Below are 20541 nucleotides of genomic sequence, written 5' to 3'. Positions count from 1 at the left end.
ATCCGCTACCTCGGAAGTGGGCAAAAAGATGCGCGCCGCCACGGGGTGGAGGCGCGCGATTTCGGTGTGCGTCTGTGGTGCGAGGGGGGAATTCGTGGCCGCCAAGCCGCGGATCACACGACCGCGGCGGCCGATGGAGCTCAGGTCAGAGCGGGCTCGGTGAGCCGCGCGAAATCGTCTGCCTCCGCGGCTGCGGCCGCCAGACGATCATTTTCCGCCCGCAGGCGGGTGACCTCGAACTCCAGGGCCTGCACCCTGGAACGCAGACGGGTGACCTCGTCGAGCAGGCGCCGGTCGGGCGCTGCACCTACGTGGCCAAAGAGGGCCTTCGCCATGGTGACTCCTTGAGAAGCACTGCTTCTTCTTATGGAAAGCGTTGCCGGAGAGGCCGGCCTACGCGCGCCCAGCACGCAGCCCACAATGCACTCAAGGGCACGCTTGAGCACAGAATCATGCACACTAAGAATATTTTCTAAGAGTGCAGATCGCTCACGTCCGACTGGAAACGGGCGTGAGTGGGCGCGACTGGCGACACCTCCATAGTCCGCCGTCGCCCAGAATCCGTCAAGCGCTGCGGAGGCGTCCCGCCGTGGTGAAGCAGTGAATCATGCCACCCTAACGGCCGTCATCAGGCCAAACAGCCGCTTGACACCACTCGTGCCCGCTCCTCCCCACCCTCCAGAAGATCCAAAACGGACGCCCGAGGCGGCTTACCCGATCGGCCAAGCCCACTCTGTGCCACTTTCCAGCGCGAGCGCGACCCGTTTTCTCACTCCGGCCACAACTACCCCACAGAAAGCAGCTGGGCTCTGCACGCCTTCCCCTGGACGTGGCAGCGCTCCCATTCCTCGCGGCAGGAGCGGGACAACTCCGGCCTCACCAGCAACGCGACGCCGGCGACCCACCTCGCGCCGCCGACCACCGCAGCGCCACCCATCCACGGCACCGCCCACAACCCAGTGGGCGCTGCCATCCAAGGCCGCGCCGCGCACACCGCCGGGCGGCCCAGCCCACGAGTGCCGCCAACTCGCCACCGTCGGCTGCGCCCGCCGCGCACACCGTCCCGCGCCCCAGCCCACGAGTGCCGCCAACTCGCCACCGTCGGCCGCGCCCGCCGCGCACACCGCCCCGCGCCCCAGCCCACGAGTGCCGCCAACTCGCCCGCCGGCCGCGCCCGCCCGCTCCCCTGCCGTCCCATTGGTACCGCCCGCCGGTCACCCGCATTGGCCACTTGCTTCACAGCCACGCCGGCAGCTTGAGGGTTGCCACGTGATCCACCGAGCCGCCCGCGCGGCACCCCGCACACGAGTCGGTCACCGTGGCCGTCATCGCTCCGGAATCCCGCTCGATCGATTCGGTCCGCTGTGTACGCGACACCGACAACGTTGCGGATCGACTCGCCCGCCGCCGGCATCGTCGTCGTCACCGGTTGATCCACGCCTCAGCGGCCCCCGCCATACACCACAGCCCCTAGATCAATTCCGTTATCCACAGACGCCGGATATCCACAGGGCCGAATCCCAAGATCGGCAAACTTCGCCACAATCGGCTGAGGCGGTGGCCCCCAGGGAGGGTGGGCCATGGGGGGCGACGGCAACATGATCGATTCAGGGCTCGGAGATGGGGCGCCCCGCGAGCCTGGCACCGCGTACGGGGAGAGCGATTGGGCGGGACGAACGGCCGAGATCTTGAGGGACCGAATCGGACTTTTGTTACAAATAGGGCGGCAAATCGGGTAAAAAGCGCGTAATTGTGTCGCCTAGTTGACACTGTGTCGGGTGTGTGGGGGGCTGTTTCGTTGCCCCCATCGTGAATTCGAACCCGTCGCGCGAGCGCATCTGTCTGCTTACCGGCGGCGGGTACCCGTATCGGCGCGACGCTCTCAGTGGATGGTGCCGGACCCTCGTCGAGGGGCTGCGACGCTTCCAGTTCGAGTTGCTGACCGTCACCGACCGGGAACCGCCGGCCGCCCCGGCCTATCCGCTGCCGCTCAACGTCAGCTCGGCGCGGGCCGTGGCCATCGGGCGCGACCTCAAACGGCACGAGCTGTGGCGGGACGGCCGCCCGGACAGCCCGGACGAGCCCGGGGACGGCGAGCCGCAGAAGGAGAAGAAGCCCAACCGGCAGGAGAGGCGCGACGCGGCCGAGCGGGCCCGGGCGGCGGCCGCCCTGCTGTGCACGGGGCTGATCGGGGAGGCCGAGAACGCCGAGACGATCTTCTCGGACGCGCTGCGGCAGCTCGCCGAGAACACCAAGGTGCTGCCGGGCCTGCCGCTGGCCGACGCGCTGATGGACGCCTGGCGCACGGGACATGCCGAGCCCGGCGAGCTTCCGCTTCCCCGGCTCAGTGTGCGCGACGCCCGTACGGCGGCAACGCTCCTGCGCCACGCCCTCGGCGCGCTCACCGTGGATCTGCCCGGCGCCGACCTGGTGCACTGCATCGGCGGCACCACCCCGCTGCTCACCGCGCTGGCCGGACGCTGGCGGCAGGGCGTCCCGCTGCTGCTGACCGAGGCCCGCGCCCCGGTCGCCCGGCACAAGCCGCACGAGGAGCGCCTCTCCCCGGCCGTGCGCACGGTCCTGCGGCGGTTCCGCGGCTCGGTCGCCCGCGCCGGGTACGCCGAGGCCGGCCTGATCGCCCCGCTCAGCGCGTATCACCACAGCTGGGCCCTGCGGCACGGCGCCCACGCGGCCAAGCTCGTGCAGGTGCCCGCCGGGGTCGACCCGTCGGAGTATCCGGGTGCGCCCGAGCTCGATTCGGGCCCGGCCGTGGTCTGGGCGGGCTCGGGCGGCCCGGACAGCGGCCTGTCCCCGCTGCTGGCCGCGTTCGAGCAGGTCGCCGCGGCCGTCCCGGGTACGGTGCTGCACCTGGTGGGCGTCACCGCCGCGCACGAGGAGTTCTGCGCCGAGCAGATCGAGCGCACCGGGCTGGGCCGGGCCGTACGGCTGCACCCGCTGCCGGCCGATCCGCGCGACCGCTACACCGCCGGTCACGTGGTCGCCCACGTGCCGGGGCCCGCCGACCCGCCGTACCGGCTGATCGAGGCCATGATGTCGGGCCGCGCGGTCGTCGGCGTCGACGTGGGACCGGCGGGCGAAACGCTCGGGGACGCGGGCGTGCTGGTCCAGCCGGACGATCCGGCCGAGCTGGCGATCGCGATCGTCGACCTGCTCCGCGCGCCCGGACGCCGCCGCGCCCTGGGTGACGCCGCCCGGCGGCGCGCGCTCATGCATTTCACCAACGACCGGGTGGTGCGGGTCTACGGCGCGCTCTACGCCGATCTCGCGGCGCCGCCCCCGCCGACCGCGTTCGAGCTGGCGCTCGCCGTGCCGGCCCCGCGCTCCGAACCCCCGGTCACCCTGCGCTGGCTGGTCAGTGAAAGGACGGACGGATGACGGTCACCCACGGACGTTCGCGCACGGCCACGAGGCGTACGCATCGTCGCCGGGTCAGCGGGATGCCCCGGCACTCGCTGACGCCGCTGCCCGAGAGACCGCCACCGGCCGTCGTCGAGCCGGAACCGGTGGTCCGTCAGCACCGCGCCCGGCCGCAACGCTCCTATCTGCGGGCCGCCCTGCTGCGCTGCGCCCTCTATCTCGGCCCGCTCAGCGTGGCCGCAGCCGCCGCCGAGCCGCTGAGCCGGGTCGCCTGGCCGGTGCCCCTGGCCACGCTGCTGCTCGGCTGGGCGGCGGCCCAGGCACTCACCTGCACGGGGGTCTCGGTGGCTCGGCGGGCCGGTTCGGCCGCCGCGGCCCGCCTGGTCGGGCTGGGCTTCGTCGCGGTGGCCGGGCTGTGGTGCGCGCTCGTCTGGATCGCGCCGTCCACCCTGGTGGGCCCCGACCGTGGGCTCGCCCTGGTGGTCGGCTTGGGCGGTCTGGGCACCCTGGCCACGGTGACGGCCGCCCTGGTGACGCGGGCCGAGGCGGCGATCGTGCTGTGGAGCCTGCCGTGCTGGGCGCTGGCCGCGATCACCCTGGCCGAGATCAAACCGGTGGGCACGCTGCTGCCGGCCGCGATCGTCGTCGTCGTGATCCGCGCGTTCCAGCCGGTCGTGGTGGCCGGACGACGCTCGCGGCGGCCCCGCCTGGCCCCGGCCGAGGTGCGGCGCGGCGGCGGCTATCTGATCATCGGCGCGTCCCAGGCGATCTGCGTGGGCCTGGTGTGGCAGGCCGGGCCGTCCGGTTCGACCGCGCCGTTCTGGTTGCCGTTGCTGCTCGCCGTGCCGATCCTCGAGGCGCTGATCGGCTGGCACACCGGCCAGGTCCAGGCCGGTCTGGACGCGGCCGAGAACAGCGCCGACTTCGACCGGCACGTCCGCGGCGTCACCATGATCACGCTGGCCGGGCTGCTGCCGCCGTTCGCCGTGGGTGTGGCGCTGGCCGTCGCCGCGTACCGCCTGCCCGCGGGGCTGCCGGGGCTGGCCGACACCCAGTCGGGCGTGCTCGGGCTGTCCGGCGGCATGTTGCTCGGCGGCGTCTTCGCCATCACCTATCTGCTGGCCGCCCGCAAACGTACGGGCATCGCCGCCTCCCTGGCCGCGGTGCCTCCGCTGGCCACCGCCGTCCTCCCGTTCCTCCCGCTGCCGTCGTCCGGCCCGCTGCCCGACGCCGTAGCCGTGCTGGCCGCCACCCACCTGTCCGGTCTTCTGCTGGTGGCCCTGATCGCCCAACCTGCCCAGACCCCTGACGACACCCGGAGAACATCGTGAAGACCCTGTTCCCCCCGTACGCTCACCCGTCGCCGGAGCTGCCTCTGGACGGCGACACCTGGATCGTCCGTGACGTGCCGGGCGACCGCCGCACCCTGCACCAGTCGCTGGGCCGGATCGACCTGGACTGGGGCAGCCGTTCGCTGGCCGACGTGCTGGCCGACGTGGACGCCTGGCGCGAGGACGGCGCCGAGGGGCTTTTCCTCGATCGGGCGCCGGCCGGTTCGGGCGGGGTCGGCCCGGTCGCGCTGACCATCCGGCTGGCCGCCCGCCGCGGCCTGCACCGGGTCGTGCTCAACCCGGGTGTGCCGACCCATCCGCTCTATCGGGACCTGGGCGTGCGCATCTGCACCTTCGAGGGCCCCTGGTCGGCCTATCAGAGCTGGGACGGCGACGGCGTACGCCCGGGCGACGGCCACATCGTGCACGGCGTGCCGCCCGCCCTGCTCACCGCCGCGCGTCGCCTGATGGGCCGGCGCGGGGCCGGGTTCGGCCTGGCCACCGACGCCGGCCCGAAGGTCAGCGCCGAGTCCTACGCGGGCGGCGGAGCGGAAGCCGGCGGCGGGAAATAGACCTCAGGCGCGGAGCGTACGGGGGCGGGGCTGGCAGCGCGGGCAGCTGAACGAGGACCGGTTCATGAACTGCTCGCGGCGCATGATCGTGCCGCACCGGTGGCACGGCTCGCCCTCCCGGCCGTAGGCGTTGAGCGACCGGTCGAAGTAGCCGCTCTCGCCGTTCACGTTGACGTAGAGCTCGTCGAAGCTGGTCCCGCCGGCCACGATGGCCTCGGCGAGCACGTCCCGCACGTGGGCGAGCAGACGACGTACGGCGGGACGGGTCAGTTGATCTGTGAGCCGCGCGCCGTGCAGCTGGGCCCGCCACAGCGCCTCGTCGGCGTAGATGTTGCCCACGCCCGAGATGAGGGTCTGGTCGAGCAGCGCCCGCTTGATCTCGGTGTGCTTGGCGCGCAGCCGGGCCACGAACAGCTCGTCGTCGAACAGCGGGTCCATCGGGTCGCGGGCGATGTGCGCGATCTCGCCGGGCAGTTCGGCGCCGCCCTCGGAGACCGACAGCCCGCCGAACGTGCGCTGGTCGACGAAGCGTAGTTGCGGGCCGTCGTCGGTGAAGGTGAACCGGATCCGCAGGTGCTTCTCGTCCTCGGCCTCGGCCGGTTGCATAAGCAGCTGGCCGCTCATTCCCAGGTGGCCGATGATCGCGTCGCCGGAATCGAGCGGGAACCACAGGTATTTGCCGCGGCGCGACACGTCGGTGATCGTCTGGCCGGTCAGCAGGGCGATGAAGTGCGCGTCGCCCGTCAAGTGGCGGCGGATCGCGCGGGGGTGATGCACCTCGACGGTCCGGATCGTGCGGCCGACGACCCACTTGGCCAGACCCTGCCGCACGGTCTCGACCTCGGGCAACTCGGGCACTTCGACTCCTTGTGAAAGATCAGAGCGTGTAGGGCCAGACGGCGACCAGGTAGGCGCCGTACCAGAGGCCGAACGCGGCCCACGCGGCGATCGACAGCACCGCGACCCGCGGACGGGCCCGGCCGGCGGCGACCGCGGCCGGGAGCAGCGTCAACAGTACGGGCACGAGCAGGCGCGGCTTCGAGTGGTAGAAACCGGCCTGGCCGTAGACGAGCACCATGGCGATCAATCCGTAGACGGCCAGCGGCAGCCACGGCCGCCCGGCCAGCGCGACCCCGGCCGCGGCCACGGCGGCGAGCAGGAGGAAGGCGACGCTGACCGGCACCCAGCCGTCCCCGGTGGACAGCGTTGAGCCGAGGAAGCGCAGCGTGCTCGAGCCGTAGTCGAAGGCTGTGCCCCACCCGGCGGCCTGGATGCGGAACCACGCCGAGGGGTCGCCGACACGCCAGCCCACCCAGGCCAGGAACAGCGGAACGCCGAGCAGCGCGAGCGCCGCGGCCCCGAGCGGTTCCCAGGCCCGCCTGCGGTCCTGGCGGATCGCCAGCAGCGCGGCCACGGCGAGCCCGACGGCCGCGGCGGCGCCGGTGGGCCGGGTCAGCGCCGCGGCCAGACCGAGCAGCCCCGCCGCCCACCACACGCGCCGGTGCGCGGCGACCAGCATCCCGGCGACCAGGGCGAGGAAAACCCCTTCCGAGTACGCCATGGAGAAGACGATCGCCACCGGAGCGCTGAAGCAGATGGCCACCAGGGCCCAGCCGACGCGCCTGTCGTAGAGCGAGGTGGCGAGCAGATAGACCGCGACCGCCGCGGCCAGGGCGGCCAGCCAGCTGACGATCAGCGCGGCCGTGCCGGCCGGGATGCCGAGCGCGGCCACGATCCGGATGAGCATCGGATAGACCGGGAAGAACGCGAGCTCGTTGCCCTCCATGCGGCCGGCCGCGTCGAACGTGTAGCCGTGCGGGTAGCCGTCGACGGCCACGCGCAGGAACCATCCGCCGTCCCAGACGAGCAGGCGGTCCCGTACGCCCACCGGCTGGTCATCGGCCGCGTCGAGCCAGCCCAGGATGATCAGCTGCGCGATCCGGGTCAGCGCGAAGATGCCGGCCGCGATGCCGGCGCCGCGCCAGCCGTCGGCCAGGTCCCAGAGCCGCTTCGGCCCGGCGCGCTCGTCCACCGCGAGGCTCACTGGCTGTCGTCGTCCGGCTTCTCGTCGCCGATCGGGACGCCGGCCGCCTTGTCGAGCACGGCGCCGTCGGGTTCGCTCGTACGCTCGGTGAGAATGCGCCAGGCGGCCGCGGCGGCCCGCTGCTCGGCCTGCTTCTTGCTGCGCCCCTCGGAGCCGCCGTAGCGCTCGCCCGCCACGACCACCCAGGCCGTGAAGGTCTTGGCGTGGTCCGGGCCGGAGTCCTCGATCACATAGTCGGGCACGCCCAGGCCGAGCGCGGCCGTGAGCTCCTGCAGGCTGGTCTTCCAGTCGAGGGCGGCGCCGCGGCCGGCCGACTCGGCCATCAGCGGGTCGAACAGGCGGTGGATCACCTCGCCGGCGACGTCCAGGCCGTGCTCGAGATAGATCGCGCCGAGCAGCGCCTCGAGCGTGTCGGCCAGGATGCTGGCCTTGTCGCGGCCGCCGGTCGTCTCCTCGCCCTTGCCCAGCAGCAGGTGCCGGCCCAGTCCGTGCTCGCCCAGGCCGCGGGCCACGTCGGCCAGCGCGTGCATGTTGACCACGCTCGCGCGCAGCTTGGCCAGCTGGCCCTCGGGCAGGTCGGGGTGGTTGTGGAAGAGCGCCGAGGTGATCACGACGCCGAGCACCGAGTCGCCCAGGAACTCCAGGCGCTCGTTGGTCGGCAGGCCACCGTGCTCGTACGCGTACGACCGGTGGGTGAGCGCACGCTCGAGCAGCTCCGGCTCGAGGGGAACGCCGAAGGCCTCCTCCAGCGGCAGGGTGGGCGGCCGGCGGCGCTTGTCAATCATGAGACACCTCGTTGTGTTTCGATCATCTCGGCCATTGCCGCGACCGCGGCTTGGCGATGGAGCTGGGCGGCGAAGGCGATGCCGGCCGCCAGGTCGGGGCCGGACGCGGCGCCGTGACAGACCACGACGGTGCCGTCGACGCCAAGGAGCAGGGCGGCGCGGGGCGGGATCTGCGGATTCGGGCTGCCGATTTCCGCGTACGCCGTCTCGAGCCCCTTGAGCAGGACATTGCCCGTGAAACCGTCGGTCACGACGACGTCGGCGATCGAGCCGGTGACCACGTCGTTGCCCTCGATGAGGCCCACGTAGCGGCCACCGCCGGGCAGGTCGAGACCGGCGAGCAGGGGTGGGAGGGCACGACGGAGGCGGTCGCCCTTGCCGCGTTCGGTGCCGATGGTCAGCAGGCCGACACGGGGCTCATCGATTCCGTGGACCACGTTCGCGTACGCGGAACCGAGCCGGGCGTGCATGGCCACGGTCTCCTCGTCGGGGTCGACCGAGGAGCCCACGTCGAGCAGGACGATCCGCCCGGCCCGGGTGGGCAGCACGGCGGCCAGCGGAGGACGGCGCACTCCCGGGCGGCGGCCCAGACCGAGCGCGGCCGAGGTGACGGTGGCGCCGGTGTTGCCCGCGGAGAGAACGGCGTCGGCGGCGCCCTGGGCGACGGCGAGCACGGCCGAACGCACCCCGGACTCGACCCAGCTGTCGACCGGGTCGCCCGGGGCTATGGGCAGCGTGCTGATCCGGGCGTGATCGCTCGGTGGGAGGGCGCCAAGAATCTCGCCGGCTGCCTCTAGGGGGCCGACGAGCAACAGGTGAAGGGCCGGGTCGGCCTGGCAGGCACGCAGAGCGCCGTCAACCACGACGGCGGGAGCTTGGTCCCCGCCGAGGAGGTCGACGGCGATCCGCGCGGTGCCCGGCTCCCCGACAGTTGCCTGTCCGGGAGCCATGGCACCGATCGGTCGCCGTTGCGCAGGTGCGACCCGCCCGGCAAGGGGGCGAGTCACTTAAGCGCGGCTCAGACCTCGAGGACCTGACGGCCGTTGTAGGTGCCGCAGACCGAGCAGGCGGTGTGCGGCAGCTTCGGCGACTTGCACTGGGGGCACTCCACGGTCGAGACCGCGGTCGCCTTCCAGTTCGCCCGGCGAGACCGGGTGTTGCTGCGCGACATCTTGCGCTTGGGGACGGCCACGGTTCCTACTCCTCAGTCTGTGACAGGTTACGCAAAGCGGCCCAGCGGGGATCGACGTCCTCGTGGCTGTGATCGGCCGGAAGGTCGTCGAAATGCACCCCGCACTCGGGGCACAGGCCTGGGCAGTCCGGCCGGCAAAGCGGGGTGGTCGGCAGCGTCAGCACCACCGCGTCCCGCAACGCCGGTTCCAGGTCGAACAGGTCGCCCTGCATCCGGCCAACCTCGTCCTCGTCGGTCGTCTCCTCCGTGGTGCTGTCCGCGTACGCGAACAACTCCGCGATCTTGACGTCGAAGGACTCGTTGATCTCGTTGAGGCAGCGACCGCACTCGCCCGTGAGCGAACCGCGGACCCTGCCGCTGACATAAACCCCCTCGGAGACCGACGTGAGCATCAGATCGAGCTCGACGTCCGACCCCTCGGGGACCGAAATCATTTCCACACCGAGGTCGACCGGTGCCGGGATCACCCTGGTCAGGGCACGCGTCGCACCAGGCTGCCGGGGAAGCTTCGTCGTGTCGACGACAAGCGGCTGCCTGGGGTCCAGGTGACTCTGTGGTGTCTTAGGCATAGTGTTTCCTCAGCCATGGGTAGGCCGACAGAAAAGGTTACCTGAGCTGCCGCCCTACCGTCGAATCCGGGGTGGTTACCTCGGACTCATCTAGAACGGCAAAGGGCGCTCGCTGTCTTCCCCTTGGAAGGTGCCGATCTCGCGCAGCGCGTGCATCTTGTCGCGGCCACGCTCTATCGACGCCAGCGCCCTGGTCAGGAACTGCTCGAAGTTGGCCAGGGCGGTGTCGACGTAGTCGTCGACCTCCTCACGAAGCCGCTGGGCCTCGGTGCGGGCCTCGGCGATGATCCGGGCGCCCTCGTGCTCGGCCGACACGGTGATCTCGTTCACCGAGACGAGACGGGCGTGCTCGGTCTCACCCTCGCTGATGATCCGGTCGGCCTCGCGACGGCCGGCCTCGATGATCCGATCGCGCTCGTCCAGCACGGCGGCCGCCTTGCGCAGCTCGGACGGCAGCTCGGACCGGAGCTCGTCGAGCCGCTCGATCATCTCCGCGCGGTCGAACATGAAATTCGTTCGCGACATGGGGACGGAGCGCGACTCCTGCACGATCTCGATGAGCTCGTCGATGCGGTCCAGCGGATCCACCGGTGCCTCATTCCTCCATCCAACCGCCCCGCCCGCCACCCAAGACCGGGCGGAGGCGCTGACACTGCCCCACGCAGGGTAGTGCGATCACGTTACTGCGTCACCGGCGTGCCCGTTTTCGCCGCGCCGAAGCCCCGCGTACGGGCTAGATCTGCTTCAGGCGCGTGACCAGCCGCTCGCCGACGAAGTCGGGCACGTACGCCGAGGCGTCGCCACCCCACTTGACGACGTCTTTCACCAGGCTCGACGAGAGGAAAGAGTAGAGCGGGTTGGTGGGCATGAAGAGGGTCTCCACGCCGGACAACCCGATGTTCATCTGCGCCATCTGCAACTCGTAGTCGAAGTCGCTGACCGCGCGCAGCCCCTTGATCACGACGGCCGCGCCCTGATCCCGGCAGAAGTCGACGAGTAGCCCGTGAAACGAGGCCACCCGGACGTTCTCGTACGAGGCGGTCGCCTCGCCGAGCATCTCGATCCGCTCCTCGATCGTGAAGAGGCCCGTTTTCGACTGATTGATCAGAACGCCGATGATGACCTCGTCGAACAGCCGGGAGGCCCGGCCCACGATGTCGAGGTGGCCGTTGGTGACCGGGTCGAAGGAGCCGGGACACACCGCTCGTCTCATGATCGGCGACCGTACCAAAGCGTGGTCTCCCCGTACTTCCGGCTGCGGTCGGCAGTGACGCCGTCCACCCAGCTCACTGCCCCGCCACGGGTGGCCCGTTCGAGAATCACGACCGCGTCCGGCGCCAGCCATCCGAAGTCGATCAGCGACTGCTGCACCTCGACCAGCTCGGCGTCGGTCACCGCGTACGGCGGGTCGGCGAACACCACGTCGTAGGCGCCCCCGTCCGGCGGGCCGGCGACGACCTGGGCCACCTTGCCGGTGACCAGACGGGCCGCGCCGCCGACCTTCAGCGCCACGATGTTGTCGCGGATGGTCCGCGCCGCCCGAGCGTCCGATTCGACCAGAAGGGCGTGACTTGCCCCCCGACTCAGGGCCTCCAGACCGACGGCCCCCGAACCGGCGTAAAAATCCGCGAACCGGACGCCCTTGAGGTCGATCATCGAATCGAGCGCACTGAAGAAGGCCTCACGGACACGGTCCGATGTGGGCCGGGTCAGCGCACCGGCCGGAGCGGACAGTCGCCGCCCGCCGTGCGAACCGGCGATGATCCTGGTCATGGCGCCTCGCGGGGTTCTGCGGTGAACACGACTCGAAGCTACTTCACCACTTACACACCGCAACCGAGGAGTGAACAATTCCGCAGCGGCCGGCCACTCTGGGCATCGACGCGAACCCGTTCGGTAAATGGAAAATCACGGATCTGCATCAACACCTTTAAGCGCCTCTGAGGGATTTCCCAGATTCTCATTAGTCGTTAGGGTCAGGCGCTGTTGCCGGCGTCTCCACCGACTGCCGGCTGGCGACGTGGGGAGGCGTTGTCGCAGGCCATCGCCCGAACCGCCGGCGAAAGGCCCGCCGCTTCCTTGCGCCGTACCCCTGATTTCCCCAGACAGGAGTAGGCGTGAACCTGCTGAAGTCCAAGCTGCGGCGCTTTACCGCCGTGGCTGCCGGAACGCTCATCGGTCTGTCCGGTGTTGCGTTCTTCTCCTCGCCCGCTTCCGCCCACGACAGCTTCGTCAAGGGCAGCGCGGCGTGTGACACCACCACGGGTGACTGGGTCGTCACCTGGCAAGTGAACACCGACAACGGCAACGAGCCCGGCGCGGAGAACTACCGCTTCCTCGCGGTCGACGCGTACCCCACCCCGGTCGAGGGCATCGCCCACACGCCGGACGACGCCGACCCGGCCTTCCCGCACAAGAGCAACGAGCCGCTCGTCGGCACGCAGCGGGTCAAGGGCGACAGCGGTGCCCGCGGCGCGAAGCTCGAGGTCCAGGTCAAGTGGAGCGACGAGTGGGTCCAGTACGACCACAAGAAGGGCTTCGTCAAGTTCCACGGCACCTGCTCCAAGGAGGAGTCGCCGAAGCCGGACGCGCAGATCGCCTCCTCGTGTGAGGGCGTGAACGTCACCCTGGCCAACGGCAAGGACGCCACCGCCGACGCCGTGTTCACGATCAAGGGCTCGAAGGACTTCGAGAAGAAGGTCACCGTCAAGGCCGGCGACGAGCCGGTGACGGTTGCCATCCCGGCCGGGAACGCCGAGAAGGTTCTGGTCTTCGAGGGCAACAGCCGCAAGCCGATCCTGGTCGGCAAGTGGGAGAAGCCGGGCGACTGCACCCCGCCGGCCGAGGGTGGTCAGGCCGAGGTCGGCTACGAGGTCACCTGTGACTCGCTGATCTTCGGGATCGACAACACCAAGGGCGACGAGACCATCACCCTGGCCCTCAAGCCGAACAAGGGCGAGGCCCAGACCCTGGTGGCCAAGCCGGGCGAGACCAAGACCGTCACCATCAAGGGCCAGAAGGGCCTGATCGTCAACGCCACGATCAACGGTGAGGCGCAGGAAGCGCTGAAGTGGGACTCGCTGGAGAAGCCCGAGGACTGCGACGCGACTCCGACCCCGACCCCGACCGAGACCTCCCCGGGTGAGGGTGGCGGCCTGCCCGTCACCGGTCCGGTCGCCGGCAGCATCGCCGGTGGCGCCGGTGTCCTGCTGGCCCTGGGCGCGGTGCTGTTCTTCATGGCCCGCCGCCGCAAGGTGAAGTTCACCGCCTGATAGTCGTCAGACGAGAAAGGCGCCCCGGCTTCGGCCGGGGCGCCTTTTTTGTTGCTCAGAGGCCGGTCGGCGGCTGGAACGACCCGTCCGGGCCCGGGCGATAGTCGTGAACGGCGGCTACGGCGTCGAGCGGCAGGGCCGCGTACAGGTGCGGGAAGACGTCGCCGTCGGACTCTTCCCAGCGGAGCGGGACGGGCAGGCGCGACTCGTCGAGCACGAGCAGCAGCAGGTCGTCGCGGCCGCGGAACAGGAACGTGGCCGGCTTGTGCACCTGATGCTCGGTCGAGCAGTGGATGAAGCCCTCGGTGGCCAGCGTGTCGCCCTCGTAGACGCCGGCCGCCCGCGCCGCCTCCCACGCCGTGCGCGGGACTATGTGCAGGATCATCGTCAGCCCTTCTCCAGGTACTCGGCGCGTTCCTCGTCGACCAGCGCGGCCACCGAGGCGGCCAGCGCGGGGTATTTGGCCAGGTCCGGGTCGTCGCCGACCAGCGCGTCGGCCTCGGCGCGGGCCTCGGTGATCAGCTTCGCGTCGCGCAGCAGCGACAGCAGCCGCAGGTGCGAGTGCTTGCCCGACTGCGAGGCGCCCAGCACGTCGCCCTCGCGGCGCTGCTCCAGGTCGATCTCGCTGAGCTTGAAGCCGTCGGTGGTCGAGGCGACCGCGTCCAGCCGCTCCCGGGCCGGCGTGCCCTCGACCGACTCGGTGACCAGCAGGCAGATGCCCGGCGCCGAGCCCCGGCCGACCCGGCCCCGCAACTGGTGCAGCTGCGAGACGCCGAACCGGTCGGCATCCATGATGATCATGACCGTGGAGTTGGGGACGTCGACGCCGACCTCGATCACCGTGGTCGCCACCAGCACGTCCAGGTCGCCCGCGGCGAACCGGCGCATCACGGCGTCCTTCTCGTCGGCCGGCAGCTTGCCGTGCAGCACCCCGATCCGCAGGCCGTGCAGCGGGCCCTCGGCCAGGATCGGCGCCACCTCGGTGACCGCCAGTGGGGGGCGGCGTGCGGGTTCGTTGTCGCCCGGCGGCTCGGCGTCCTCCTCGCTGCCGCCGTCGCCGATGCGCGGGCAGACCACGTACGCCTGATGGCCCTTCTGAACCTCCTCGCGCACACGACGCCAGGCCCGGTCGAGGAAGGCGGGCTTCTCGGGCGGCACGACGTGCGACGCGATCGGTGAGCGGCCACGCGGAAGCTGCGACAACACCGACGTCTCGAGATCGCCGTAGACGGTCATGGCCACCGTACGAGGGATCGGGGTGGCCGTCATGACCAGGACGTGGGGTGGGGTCGCGGCCTTGGCGCGCAGGGCGTCCCGCTGCTCGACGCCGAACCGGTGCTGCTCGTCGACCACGACCAGCCCGAGGTCGTGGAAGTCGACGCCCTCGTAGAGCAGGGCGTGCGTGCCGACGACGATGCCCGCCGTGCCGTCCGCGACCTTGGCCAGCGCCGCGCGCCGGGCGGCCGCGCCGAGCGAGCCCGTGACCAGGGTGAGCTGGGTGCCCGCGGGGTCGCCGTCGATCTCACCGGCCCGGCCCAGGGCGCCCAGTTGCGCGCCGATGCCGCGGTAGTGCTGGGTGGCGAGCACCTCGGTCGGCGCCAGCAGCGCGGCCTGCCCCCCGGCGTCGACGACCTGCAGCATCGCCCGTACGGAGACCAGCGTCTTGCCCGAACCGACCTCGCCCTGCAGCAGGCGGTGCATCGGGTGCGGCTTGGCCAGGTCGGCGGCGATCTCCTCGCCCACCTGCGCCTGGCCCTCGGTCAACTCGTACGGGAGACCGGCGTCGAACTTGGCCAGAATGCCGCCCTCGGAACGGGGACGGGAACGGCCGGGAGACGCGGCGGCCCGGGCCCGGCGCTGCACGAGCGTGAGCTGCACCGCGAAGGCCTCGTCCCACTTGAGGCGCTTCTTGGCCGTCTCGAGGGCACCCCGCGAGCTCGGACGATGGATCTCCCGCAGAGCCATGCCGATGCCGACGAGATCACGATTGGCCCGTACGGCGGCCGGCAGTGGATCCTTGGGCGGCTTGAACGTGTCGAGGACCGTGCGCACGCAGCGGGCGATCGTCCACGTGGGCACGGCCTGCGCGGCCGGATAGACCGGGATCAGCGCGCCGGCGAACTCCTCGATCTCCTCGGCCGCCTCGTCCTGCGTGGCGTCGGCGCTGAGCAGCTGATACGCCGGGCTGTTGAGCTGGCGCTTGCCCCGAAAATCGGTGACCTTGCCGGCGAACAGCCCCCAGCGCCCCCGCCGCAGCTCCCGCTCGCGCCACGCCTGGTTGAAGAACGTGCAGGTCAGCGTGGCCCCCGACCCGTCCCCGATGGTGATCTCGAGCATGTTGCCGCGGCGCTGGCGCATCGGCTTGACGTTCATCGACTGCACCTGGGCCAGGACGGTGACCTGCTCGCCGATCTGCAGGCCGTGCATGTCGGTGTGCTCGCCGCGCTCGTCGTAGCGCCGGGGGAAGTGATAGATCAGGTCGCCCGCGGTGTGCAGGTCGAGGTGGGTGGCGAGGGCCTTGGCCTCCTGTTTCTTGAGCACCGCGGCCAGGGGCGTGCCGGTCGTGCACTCCTTGACCTCGGTTGGCGTCTCGGTCCCGCTCTCGCTCATTCCACTCCAACCAGCAGGTGGTAGCGGGGCTGTCCGCCCGCATAGCACTCCAGCTCGACGAAGGGCCAGCCGCGGCCCACATGATCGCGCAACTTCCCCTCGAGCTCGGCCGGGGCGTCGGCCCCGAGCACAAGCGTCGCCAACTCCCCGCCGCCGCCGAGCATGCGATCGATCAGATAGGCGCTGACCTGGGCCAGGTCGTCACCGATGACATGCACCTCACCGTCGACCAGCCCCAGCAGATCACCGGCCCGGCACGGCCCCGCCACCGTGAGCGAGTCACGCTGGGCCGTGCAGACCTCGCCGTAACGACAGGCCCCCGCGGCCTCGGCCATGGCGATGACATCATCGGCGAACGGCCGCCCCGGATCCCGTACGGCGAGGGCCGCCAGCGCCTGCACCGGCGACCGCGTGGGAACGACGCTGACCTGACGCCCCGACTCCCCCGCCTCGCGCGCCGCCTCGACCGCCACGGCCTGGGTGTTGGCGTCGTTGGGCAGCAGCACCACGCAGCGGGCGCCGGACCGTTCGATGGCCTCGAGCATCTCGGCCGTGGACGGGTTGCGCCCCACCACGGTCGCCCCTTCGGCCTCGAACAGCGACGTCAGCCCGTCCCCCGCCGCCACCACAACGGCGCCCCGCCCGCTGGGCTGCTCCCGCCGCCCATGATCGAGCGGCGTAACAGTGATCCGATGCGGCCGCCCCGCGACGACACCGGCCTCGACCGCCGGCCCGATATTCGCGGCCGGCACATGCACATGAACATTCCAGGTGGCGACGCCGCCATCCCCCGTGCCAACCACCACGAGCGAGTCCCCGAGCCCCGCAAGCTCAAGTCGCAGCCGGTCGACCGCGTCAGCGCCGGCATCGAGCAGATACTGAACCTCGTACCCGTACGCCCCCTCGCCGCCCTGATGACCGTGGTGCCCCGCCGCCTCCGCCGTCTCCCTCTCCGTCGCCGGGACCCCGACAGCGCTGCGCTGCTGCACCGAGTCGTCGCGCCCGCCCGGTGAGGCACCGCCGGGCTCCCCCGGCAACCCGTCGGCTCCGCCGAACACAGAACCCGGCGGCGCTTGCGGCGTGGAACCGGCGGAGCCATCCGCCCCGAGACCAAGCGGGGCCTGCGACGCGGATCCGCTGGGCCCGTGTGACGCGAGACCAGACTGGGCTTGGGGCGGGGAATCGTCGGAACCGTGTGATGCGATAGCGGGCGGGGTGGAACCGTCGGGGTTGCGGCTCGGCGAGTCGACGTTCTTCGGGTCGGAGCGGCGGCTGTCGGCGGAGGTCAGGGCCTCGACTAGGGCCTCGAGCAGGACCACCAGGCCACGGCCGCCGGCGTCGACCACGCCCGCGCGGGCCAGGGCGGGCAGCTGCTGCGGCGTGCGAGCGAGGGCCTCGGCGGCCGCGACCGCGGCCGCCCGGGCCACAGCCACGAGATCGTCGGACTTCAGCCGGCCCGCGGCATCGGCGGCAGCCGCCACGACCGACAGCACCGTGCCCTCGACCGGCCGCGCCACCGCGGCATAGGCAGCCTCGGAAGCCGAACGTAAGGCGCGAGCCAGATCGGCCCCCCGGACGGCGACGGACGCGGCAAGGCTGTCAGCCATACCCCGCAGAATCTGCGACACGATAACGCCCGAATTGCCACGAGCACCGAGGAGCGCACCACGAGCCATACGCCGCAAAGCATTCGCCGGCGGGCCGGGCTGCTCGGCGCCTCCCCCGGGTTCCGCCGCCGCGGCAGCCTCCAGCGCCTCGTGCGCCGATGTGAGAGTAAGCACCAAGTTTGTGCCGGTGTCGCCATCGGGCACGGGATAGACGTTCAGCTCGTCGATCTCGCGCTGATGAACCCGGAGCGCAATGAGCCCCCCGCCGCACCAGCGGCGGACGGCTGCGGCGTCCAGCGTCTCGAGCACTCGAAAATCGTACTAACGACCCCCGACAACTTCTCGGGAGCGCACCAGACCCCGTGTCGCGGCCTGTGGACGACTCCGTTTCGCCCAGCCGTTTCGGCCCGCCAGCTGTGGATAACTCAGCTACGCGCGCCCTTTCCTCTTTAGGGTGGAGGCCCCCGGTCGGGTGGGTTGGGCTAGTTGGGGCCCGGGTTGACTGGCGGCAGCCGATCGGACTGGGCTGGCTGCCGCGGGGCGGGCTGGGCTGTTCGCCGCGGGCGGATGAGCTGGTGGGAGGCGGGATGCGCTGGGGAGCGGGGGCGATTAGCTGTTGGGGGGCGGCATCGGGTAACCTTGCCGGGTTGCCTGCGGGGTTGTCTTCGCTGGGCGCCTTTTTACTTTCGTTTCGACTCAGGAGTTATCCCGTGGCTAGCGTGTGCGACGTCTGTGGCAAGGGACCGGGCTTCGGCCACAACGTGTCCCACTCGCACCGGCGGACCAACCGCCGCTGGAACCCGAACATCCAGTCGGTGCGCACCCCGGCCGGTGGCGGCACGACCAAGAAGCTCAAGGTTTGCACCTCGTGCATCAAGGCCGGCAAGGTCGTCCGCGCCTGATTCAGGCTTGAACAACCAGCCCTGCGGTCCACGTGACCGGAGGGCTGGTTGTGCTTCCGAGGCCGGAACGAAGGCCCGCGGAGCCACCGGCAACATCCCCGCTGGGCGCTACGACCCATCCCGGTCGGGCGCTACGGCCCGGTGTTGCACAGCGGTCGCCGGCACAGCGCGAACGGCCGAGTGCTTCTGTCCGGCGCGACAAGGCGTACGGGATAAGTGACGTCCGGCGCCAAAACGTCCAGCCAGCGACGTCCGCGCCAGGAGCCGTCCGGGCCAAGCAGCGCCCGCGCCAAGAGCCATCCAGCCAAGCTGCGCCCGCGCATGAGCCATCCGAACCAAGCGACGTCCGCGCCAAGATGTCCGGCCCCAAGCCGCGTTCGCGCCAAGCAACCTCCGGGCCAAGCGACGTCCGTTCAGGCCGAGCTGCGCTTCGCGCAGCACGGACCGACCGGCTGCCGGGTACCGCGCTAACCGCCACCTGGAGAAGCTGCCCGACGCAGACGCCTTAAAGGGTCTTGGCGTAGGAAAGCACGCTGTCGTGACCCGCGTAATAGCCGAAATCCTCGATCCGCTCGTAGCCGGCCGACACATACAACGCGACCGCCTCCGGCTGCTTGTCGCCCGTTTCGAGGATCACGCGACGGCAGCCGGATTCTCGGGCCGATGTTTCGATCGTGGCCAGCATGCGGCGGCCCAGGCCTTGGCCGCGGGCCGTTCGGGCGGTGAACATTCGTTTCAGTTCGGCGTCGTCGCCGTGGCGGCGCCAACCGGCGCAACCGATCAGGCGCTCGCCGTCGTCGGCCACGAAGAAAGCGCCGTTGGGGGCGGTGAAGTCGTCGTCGGCGATCGGGGTGTCGTCGCCGGTGCCGCCGTAGCGTTCGGAGAGTTCGCCGAGCACGTCGACGAGCAACGCTCGCACGGCCGGCTCGGCGAAATCGGCCTGCCTGATTTTGAACAGTGAAGCTGAGGAACCTTGTAGCACGGGCCCGAGTTTAATAGCCGCCTATCGGAAGTGATCCCAGCCCACCGGGCCGCCCCACGGCTTGCCGTCGACGGTGACTCCGGTGCCCTCGTGGACCTTGCCGACGGCCAGCCAGCCGGGCGGCAACGCGACCCCGGGCGGGAAGGTGGCGGCCAGCGCGTGGTCGTCGCCGCCGCCGAGGATCCACTGCAACGGGTCGACGCCCAGTGCGGCCGCGGCGTCGCGCATCTGGTCGGACACCTCGAAGGCTTCGGTACGCACGTCGACGCCGACGATGCTGGCCCGGGCGATGTGGCCCAAGTCTTGCAGCAGGCCGTCGGAGACGTCGATCATCGCGGTGGCGCCTGCGTCGGCGGCGGCGGGGCCGGCCTCGTAGGGGACTGCGGGGCGCCGGTACGCCTCGACGAGCGCCTTGGGGGTGCGGAAGCCGCGGGACAGGACCGTGTAGCCGGCGGCGGCGTGCCCGATCCGGCCGGCGATCGCGATCACGTCGCCGGGCTGGGCTCCGCTGCGCAGCACGGGCTTGCGGCCGCCGAGGTCGCCCAGGGCAGTCACCGCAATGGTGAGGGTGGGGCTGGCCGACGTGTCGCCGCCGACCACCGAGGCGCCGGTCAGCGCGGCCTCGTCGGAGAGCCCGCCGGCCAGATCTTCGGCCCAGGACAGTTCGAGGTCGTTCGGCGCGCACAGCCCGACCAGCAGCGCGGTCGGCACCGCGCCCATGGCGGCTATGTCGGCCAGGTTGGCGGCGGCGGCCCGGTGGCCCACGTCGGCGCCGGACGACCAGTCGCGGCGGAAGTGGCGGCCCTCGACCAGAACGTCGGTGGAGGCTACGATCCGGCCGTCGGGTGCGGCGACGATTGCGCTGTCGTCGCCCGGACCGAGAAGGGTCGCCGGACCGTTCTCGAGACGTGCGACCACCCGGGCGATGAGCCCGAACTCTCCGGCCTCGGCAATGCTCACGGTGTGCGGCCTTTCGTCTGCGGTGATGGCGTCCCGCTGTCGGGCGGATCCGTACGGTAGTTTCACGTTCGGGTTACGGCGGAGGCGGAATGGAGTCGGAGCGTGGTACAGGCATACATCCTGATCCAAACTGAGGTCGGAAGGGCTCATGACGTGGCCGCGGCGATCGGCAAAATCCCCGGTGTGGTCCGCGTCGACGCTGTTACCGGCCCCTATGACGTGGTTGTTCTGGCCCAGGCGCACACCGTTGACGACCTCGGTGGTCTCATTGTGAGCAAAGTCCAGTACGTGCCCGGCATCATGCGAACCCTCACCTGCTCCGTGGTAAACCTCTGAC

At 71.0% G+C, this 20541-nt stretch carries 21 protein-coding genes; 6 read left to right on the top strand and 15 right to left on the bottom strand.

What is annotated here, in order from left to right; all coding sequences use genetic code 11:
* Positions 1 to 140 precede the first annotated feature (140 nt).
* Positions 141 to 335: a hypothetical protein gene (locus tag ACZ3I4_RS28760; protein WP_127497323.1), complete on the bottom strand. Its 195-nt coding sequence runs from the start codon at positions 333 to 335 to the stop codon at positions 141 to 143.
* 1474 nt (positions 336 to 1809) lie between these two features.
* Here ACZ3I4_RS28760 and ACZ3I4_RS28755 point away from each other — a divergent pair.
* Genes ACZ3I4_RS28755 through ACZ3I4_RS28745 form a run of 3 tightly spaced genes read left to right on the top strand, consistent with a single transcriptional unit; the run spans position 1810 to position 5281 of the window.
* Positions 1810 to 3396: a DUF3492 domain-containing protein gene (locus ACZ3I4_RS28755; protein ID WP_465385145.1), complete on the top strand. Its 1587-nt coding sequence runs from the start codon at positions 1810 to 1812 to the stop codon at positions 3394 to 3396.
* Positions 3393 to 4709: a hypothetical protein gene (locus ACZ3I4_RS28750; protein WP_465385144.1), complete on the top strand. Its 1317-nt coding sequence runs from the start codon at positions 3393 to 3395 to the stop codon at positions 4707 to 4709. The genes ACZ3I4_RS28755 and ACZ3I4_RS28750 overlap by 4 nt, the downstream gene beginning before the upstream one ends.
* The gene (locus tag ACZ3I4_RS28745; RefSeq protein WP_465385143.1) at positions 4706 to 5281 is read left to right on the top strand and encodes a spherulation-specific family 4 protein; all 576 of its coding nucleotides are present in this window, start codon (positions 4706 to 4708) and stop codon (positions 5279 to 5281) included. The genes ACZ3I4_RS28750 and ACZ3I4_RS28745 overlap by 4 nt, the downstream gene beginning before the upstream one ends.
* Positions 5282 to 5284: 3 nt before the next feature.
* Here ACZ3I4_RS28745 and mutM read toward each other — a convergent pair whose 3' ends face one another.
* From mutM to rsmD, 9 genes are all read right to left on the bottom strand, one after another.
* Positions 5285 to 6139: a bifunctional DNA-formamidopyrimidine glycosylase/DNA-(apurinic or apyrimidinic site) lyase gene (gene mutM, locus ACZ3I4_RS28740; protein ID WP_465385142.1), complete on the bottom strand. Its 855-nt coding sequence runs from the start codon at positions 6137 to 6139 to the stop codon at positions 5285 to 5287.
* Positions 6140 to 6158: 19 nt separating this feature from the next.
* Entirely contained in the window at positions 6159 to 7325 is a 1167-nt protein-coding gene (locus tag ACZ3I4_RS28735; RefSeq protein ID WP_465385141.1) for a hypothetical protein, read from the bottom strand.
* Positions 7322 to 8110, bottom strand: a complete 789-nt coding sequence (gene rnc, locus ACZ3I4_RS28730) for a ribonuclease III (RefSeq protein ID WP_465385140.1) — start codon at positions 8108 to 8110, stop codon at positions 7322 to 7324. The genes ACZ3I4_RS28735 and rnc overlap by 4 nt, the downstream gene beginning before the upstream one ends.
* The gene (locus ACZ3I4_RS28725; protein ID WP_465385139.1) at positions 8107 to 9060 is read right to left on the bottom strand and encodes a phosphate acyltransferase PlsX; all 954 of its coding nucleotides are present in this window, start codon (positions 9058 to 9060) and stop codon (positions 8107 to 8109) included. Before ACZ3I4_RS28725 ends, rnc begins: the two co-directional genes overlap by 4 nt.
* Before the next feature lie 68 nt (positions 9061 to 9128).
* On the bottom strand, positions 9129 to 9302 hold the full coding sequence (gene rpmF, locus ACZ3I4_RS28720) for a 50S ribosomal protein L32 (RefSeq protein WP_465385138.1): 174 nt from the start codon (positions 9300 to 9302) through the stop codon (positions 9129 to 9131).
* A gap of 5 nt (positions 9303 to 9307) precedes the next feature.
* Positions 9308 to 9871 (bottom strand): YceD family protein, encoded by a 564-nt coding sequence (locus ACZ3I4_RS28715; protein WP_465385137.1) that lies wholly within the window; start codon positions 9869 to 9871, stop codon positions 9308 to 9310.
* A gap of 90 nt (positions 9872 to 9961) precedes the next feature.
* A complete protein-coding gene (locus ACZ3I4_RS28710) occupies positions 9962 to 10459 on the bottom strand; it encodes an ATP synthase subunit B family protein (protein ID WP_465385136.1) in 498 nt (165 codons plus the stop codon).
* 145 nt (positions 10460 to 10604) lie between these two features.
* A complete protein-coding gene (coaD, locus tag ACZ3I4_RS28705; protein ID WP_465385135.1) occupies positions 10605 to 11084 on the bottom strand; it encodes a pantetheine-phosphate adenylyltransferase in 480 nt (159 codons plus the stop codon).
* On the bottom strand, positions 11081 to 11644 hold the full coding sequence (gene rsmD, locus ACZ3I4_RS28700) for a 16S rRNA (guanine(966)-N(2))-methyltransferase RsmD (RefSeq protein WP_465385134.1): 564 nt from the start codon (positions 11642 to 11644) through the stop codon (positions 11081 to 11083). Before rsmD ends, coaD begins: the two co-directional genes overlap by 4 nt.
* A 344-nt stretch (positions 11645 to 11988) precedes the next feature.
* On the opposite strand from rsmD, the gene ACZ3I4_RS28695 reads away from it, so the two are divergent.
* Positions 11989 to 13143, top strand: a complete 1155-nt coding sequence (locus ACZ3I4_RS28695) for a cell wall anchor protein (protein WP_465385133.1) — start codon at positions 11989 to 11991, stop codon at positions 13141 to 13143.
* 55 nt (positions 13144 to 13198) lie between these two features.
* On the opposite strand, the gene ACZ3I4_RS28690 is transcribed toward ACZ3I4_RS28695, so the two are convergent.
* Genes ACZ3I4_RS28690 through ACZ3I4_RS28680 form a run of 3 tightly spaced genes read right to left on the bottom strand, consistent with a single transcriptional unit; the run spans position 13199 to position 17669 of the window.
* Positions 13199 to 13528 (bottom strand): DUF952 domain-containing protein, encoded by a 330-nt coding sequence (locus tag ACZ3I4_RS28690; protein WP_465385132.1) that lies wholly within the window; start codon positions 13526 to 13528, stop codon positions 13199 to 13201.
* 2 nt (positions 13529 to 13530) lie between these two features.
* A complete protein-coding gene (gene recG / locus ACZ3I4_RS28685; protein ID WP_465385131.1) occupies positions 13531 to 15753 on the bottom strand; it encodes an ATP-dependent DNA helicase RecG in 2223 nt (740 codons plus the stop codon).
* Positions 15750 to 17669 carry a DAK2 domain-containing protein gene (locus ACZ3I4_RS28680; RefSeq protein WP_465385130.1) on the bottom strand — a complete coding sequence of 640 codons (1920 nt, stop codon included), beginning with the start codon at positions 17667 to 17669 and terminating at the stop codon, positions 15750 to 15752. The genes recG and ACZ3I4_RS28680 overlap by 4 nt, the downstream gene beginning before the upstream one ends.
* A 401-nt stretch (positions 17670 to 18070) precedes the next feature.
* Here ACZ3I4_RS28680 and rpmB point away from each other — a divergent pair, with 401 nt between their 5' ends.
* Complete coding sequence (gene rpmB, locus ACZ3I4_RS28675; protein ID WP_026207002.1) at positions 18071 to 18262, top strand: 50S ribosomal protein L28; 192 nt, start codon at positions 18071 to 18073, stop codon at positions 18260 to 18262.
* Positions 18263 to 18767: 505 nt separating this feature from the next.
* Here rpmB and ACZ3I4_RS28670 read toward each other — a convergent pair.
* Both ACZ3I4_RS28670 and ACZ3I4_RS28665 read right to left on the bottom strand, forming a co-directional pair.
* The gene (locus ACZ3I4_RS28670) at positions 18768 to 19172 is read right to left on the bottom strand and encodes a GNAT family N-acetyltransferase (protein WP_465385129.1); all 405 of its coding nucleotides are present in this window, start codon (positions 19170 to 19172) and stop codon (positions 18768 to 18770) included.
* A 93-nt stretch (positions 19173 to 19265) separates the two neighbouring features.
* Complete coding sequence (locus tag ACZ3I4_RS28665) at positions 19266 to 20204, bottom strand: thiamine-phosphate kinase (RefSeq protein ID WP_465385128.1); 939 nt, start codon at positions 20202 to 20204, stop codon at positions 19266 to 19268.
* A 102-nt stretch (positions 20205 to 20306) separates the two neighbouring features.
* Here ACZ3I4_RS28665 and ACZ3I4_RS28660 point away from each other — a divergent pair, with 102 nt between their 5' ends.
* Positions 20307 to 20540 carry an Lrp/AsnC ligand binding domain-containing protein gene (locus ACZ3I4_RS28660; protein WP_465385127.1) on the top strand — a complete coding sequence of 78 codons (234 nt, stop codon included), beginning with the start codon at positions 20307 to 20309 and terminating at the stop codon, positions 20538 to 20540.
* Position 20541 lies beyond the last annotated feature (1 nt).

This window comes from Actinoplanes sp. NPDC021490 (assembly GCF_055562135.1).
The sequence above is the reverse complement of the archived record's forward strand: the minus strand, read 5'-3'. Positions and strand labels throughout refer to the sequence as shown.

What these genes read in the sequence shown, in the direction of transcription:
- ACZ3I4_RS28750 (WP_465385144.1), top strand. Translation starts at nt 3,393, where the DNA reads ATGACGGTCACCCACGGACGTTCGCGCACGGCCACGAGGCGTACGCAT.
- rsmD (WP_465385134.1), bottom strand. Translation starts at nt 11,644, where the DNA reads ATGACCAGGATCATCGCCGGTTCGCACGGCGGGCGGCGACTGTCCGCT.
- coaD (WP_465385135.1), bottom strand. Translation starts at nt 11,084, where the DNA reads ATGAGACGAGCGGTGTGTCCCGGCTCCTTCGACCCGGTCACCAACGGC.
- recG (WP_465385131.1), bottom strand. Translation starts at nt 15,753, where the DNA reads ATGAGCGAGAGCGGGACCGAGACGCCAACCGAGGTCAAGGAGTGCACG.
- rnc (WP_465385140.1), bottom strand. Translation starts at nt 8,110, where the DNA reads ATGATTGACAAGCGCCGCCGGCCGCCCACCCTGCCGCTGGAGGAGGCC.
- ACZ3I4_RS28715 (WP_465385137.1), bottom strand. Translation starts at nt 9,871, where the DNA reads ATGCCTAAGACACCACAGAGTCACCTGGACCCCAGGCAGCCGCTTGTC.
- ACZ3I4_RS28690 (WP_465385132.1), bottom strand. Translation starts at nt 13,528, where the DNA reads ATGATCCTGCACATAGTCCCGCGCACGGCGTGGGAGGCGGCGCGGGCG.
- ACZ3I4_RS28725 (WP_465385139.1), bottom strand. Translation starts at nt 9,060, where the DNA reads ATGGCTCCCGGACAGGCAACTGTCGGGGAGCCGGGCACCGCGCGGATC.
- ACZ3I4_RS28760 (WP_127497323.1), bottom strand. Translation starts at nt 335, where the DNA reads ATGGCGAAGGCCCTCTTTGGCCACGTAGGTGCAGCGCCCGACCGGCGC.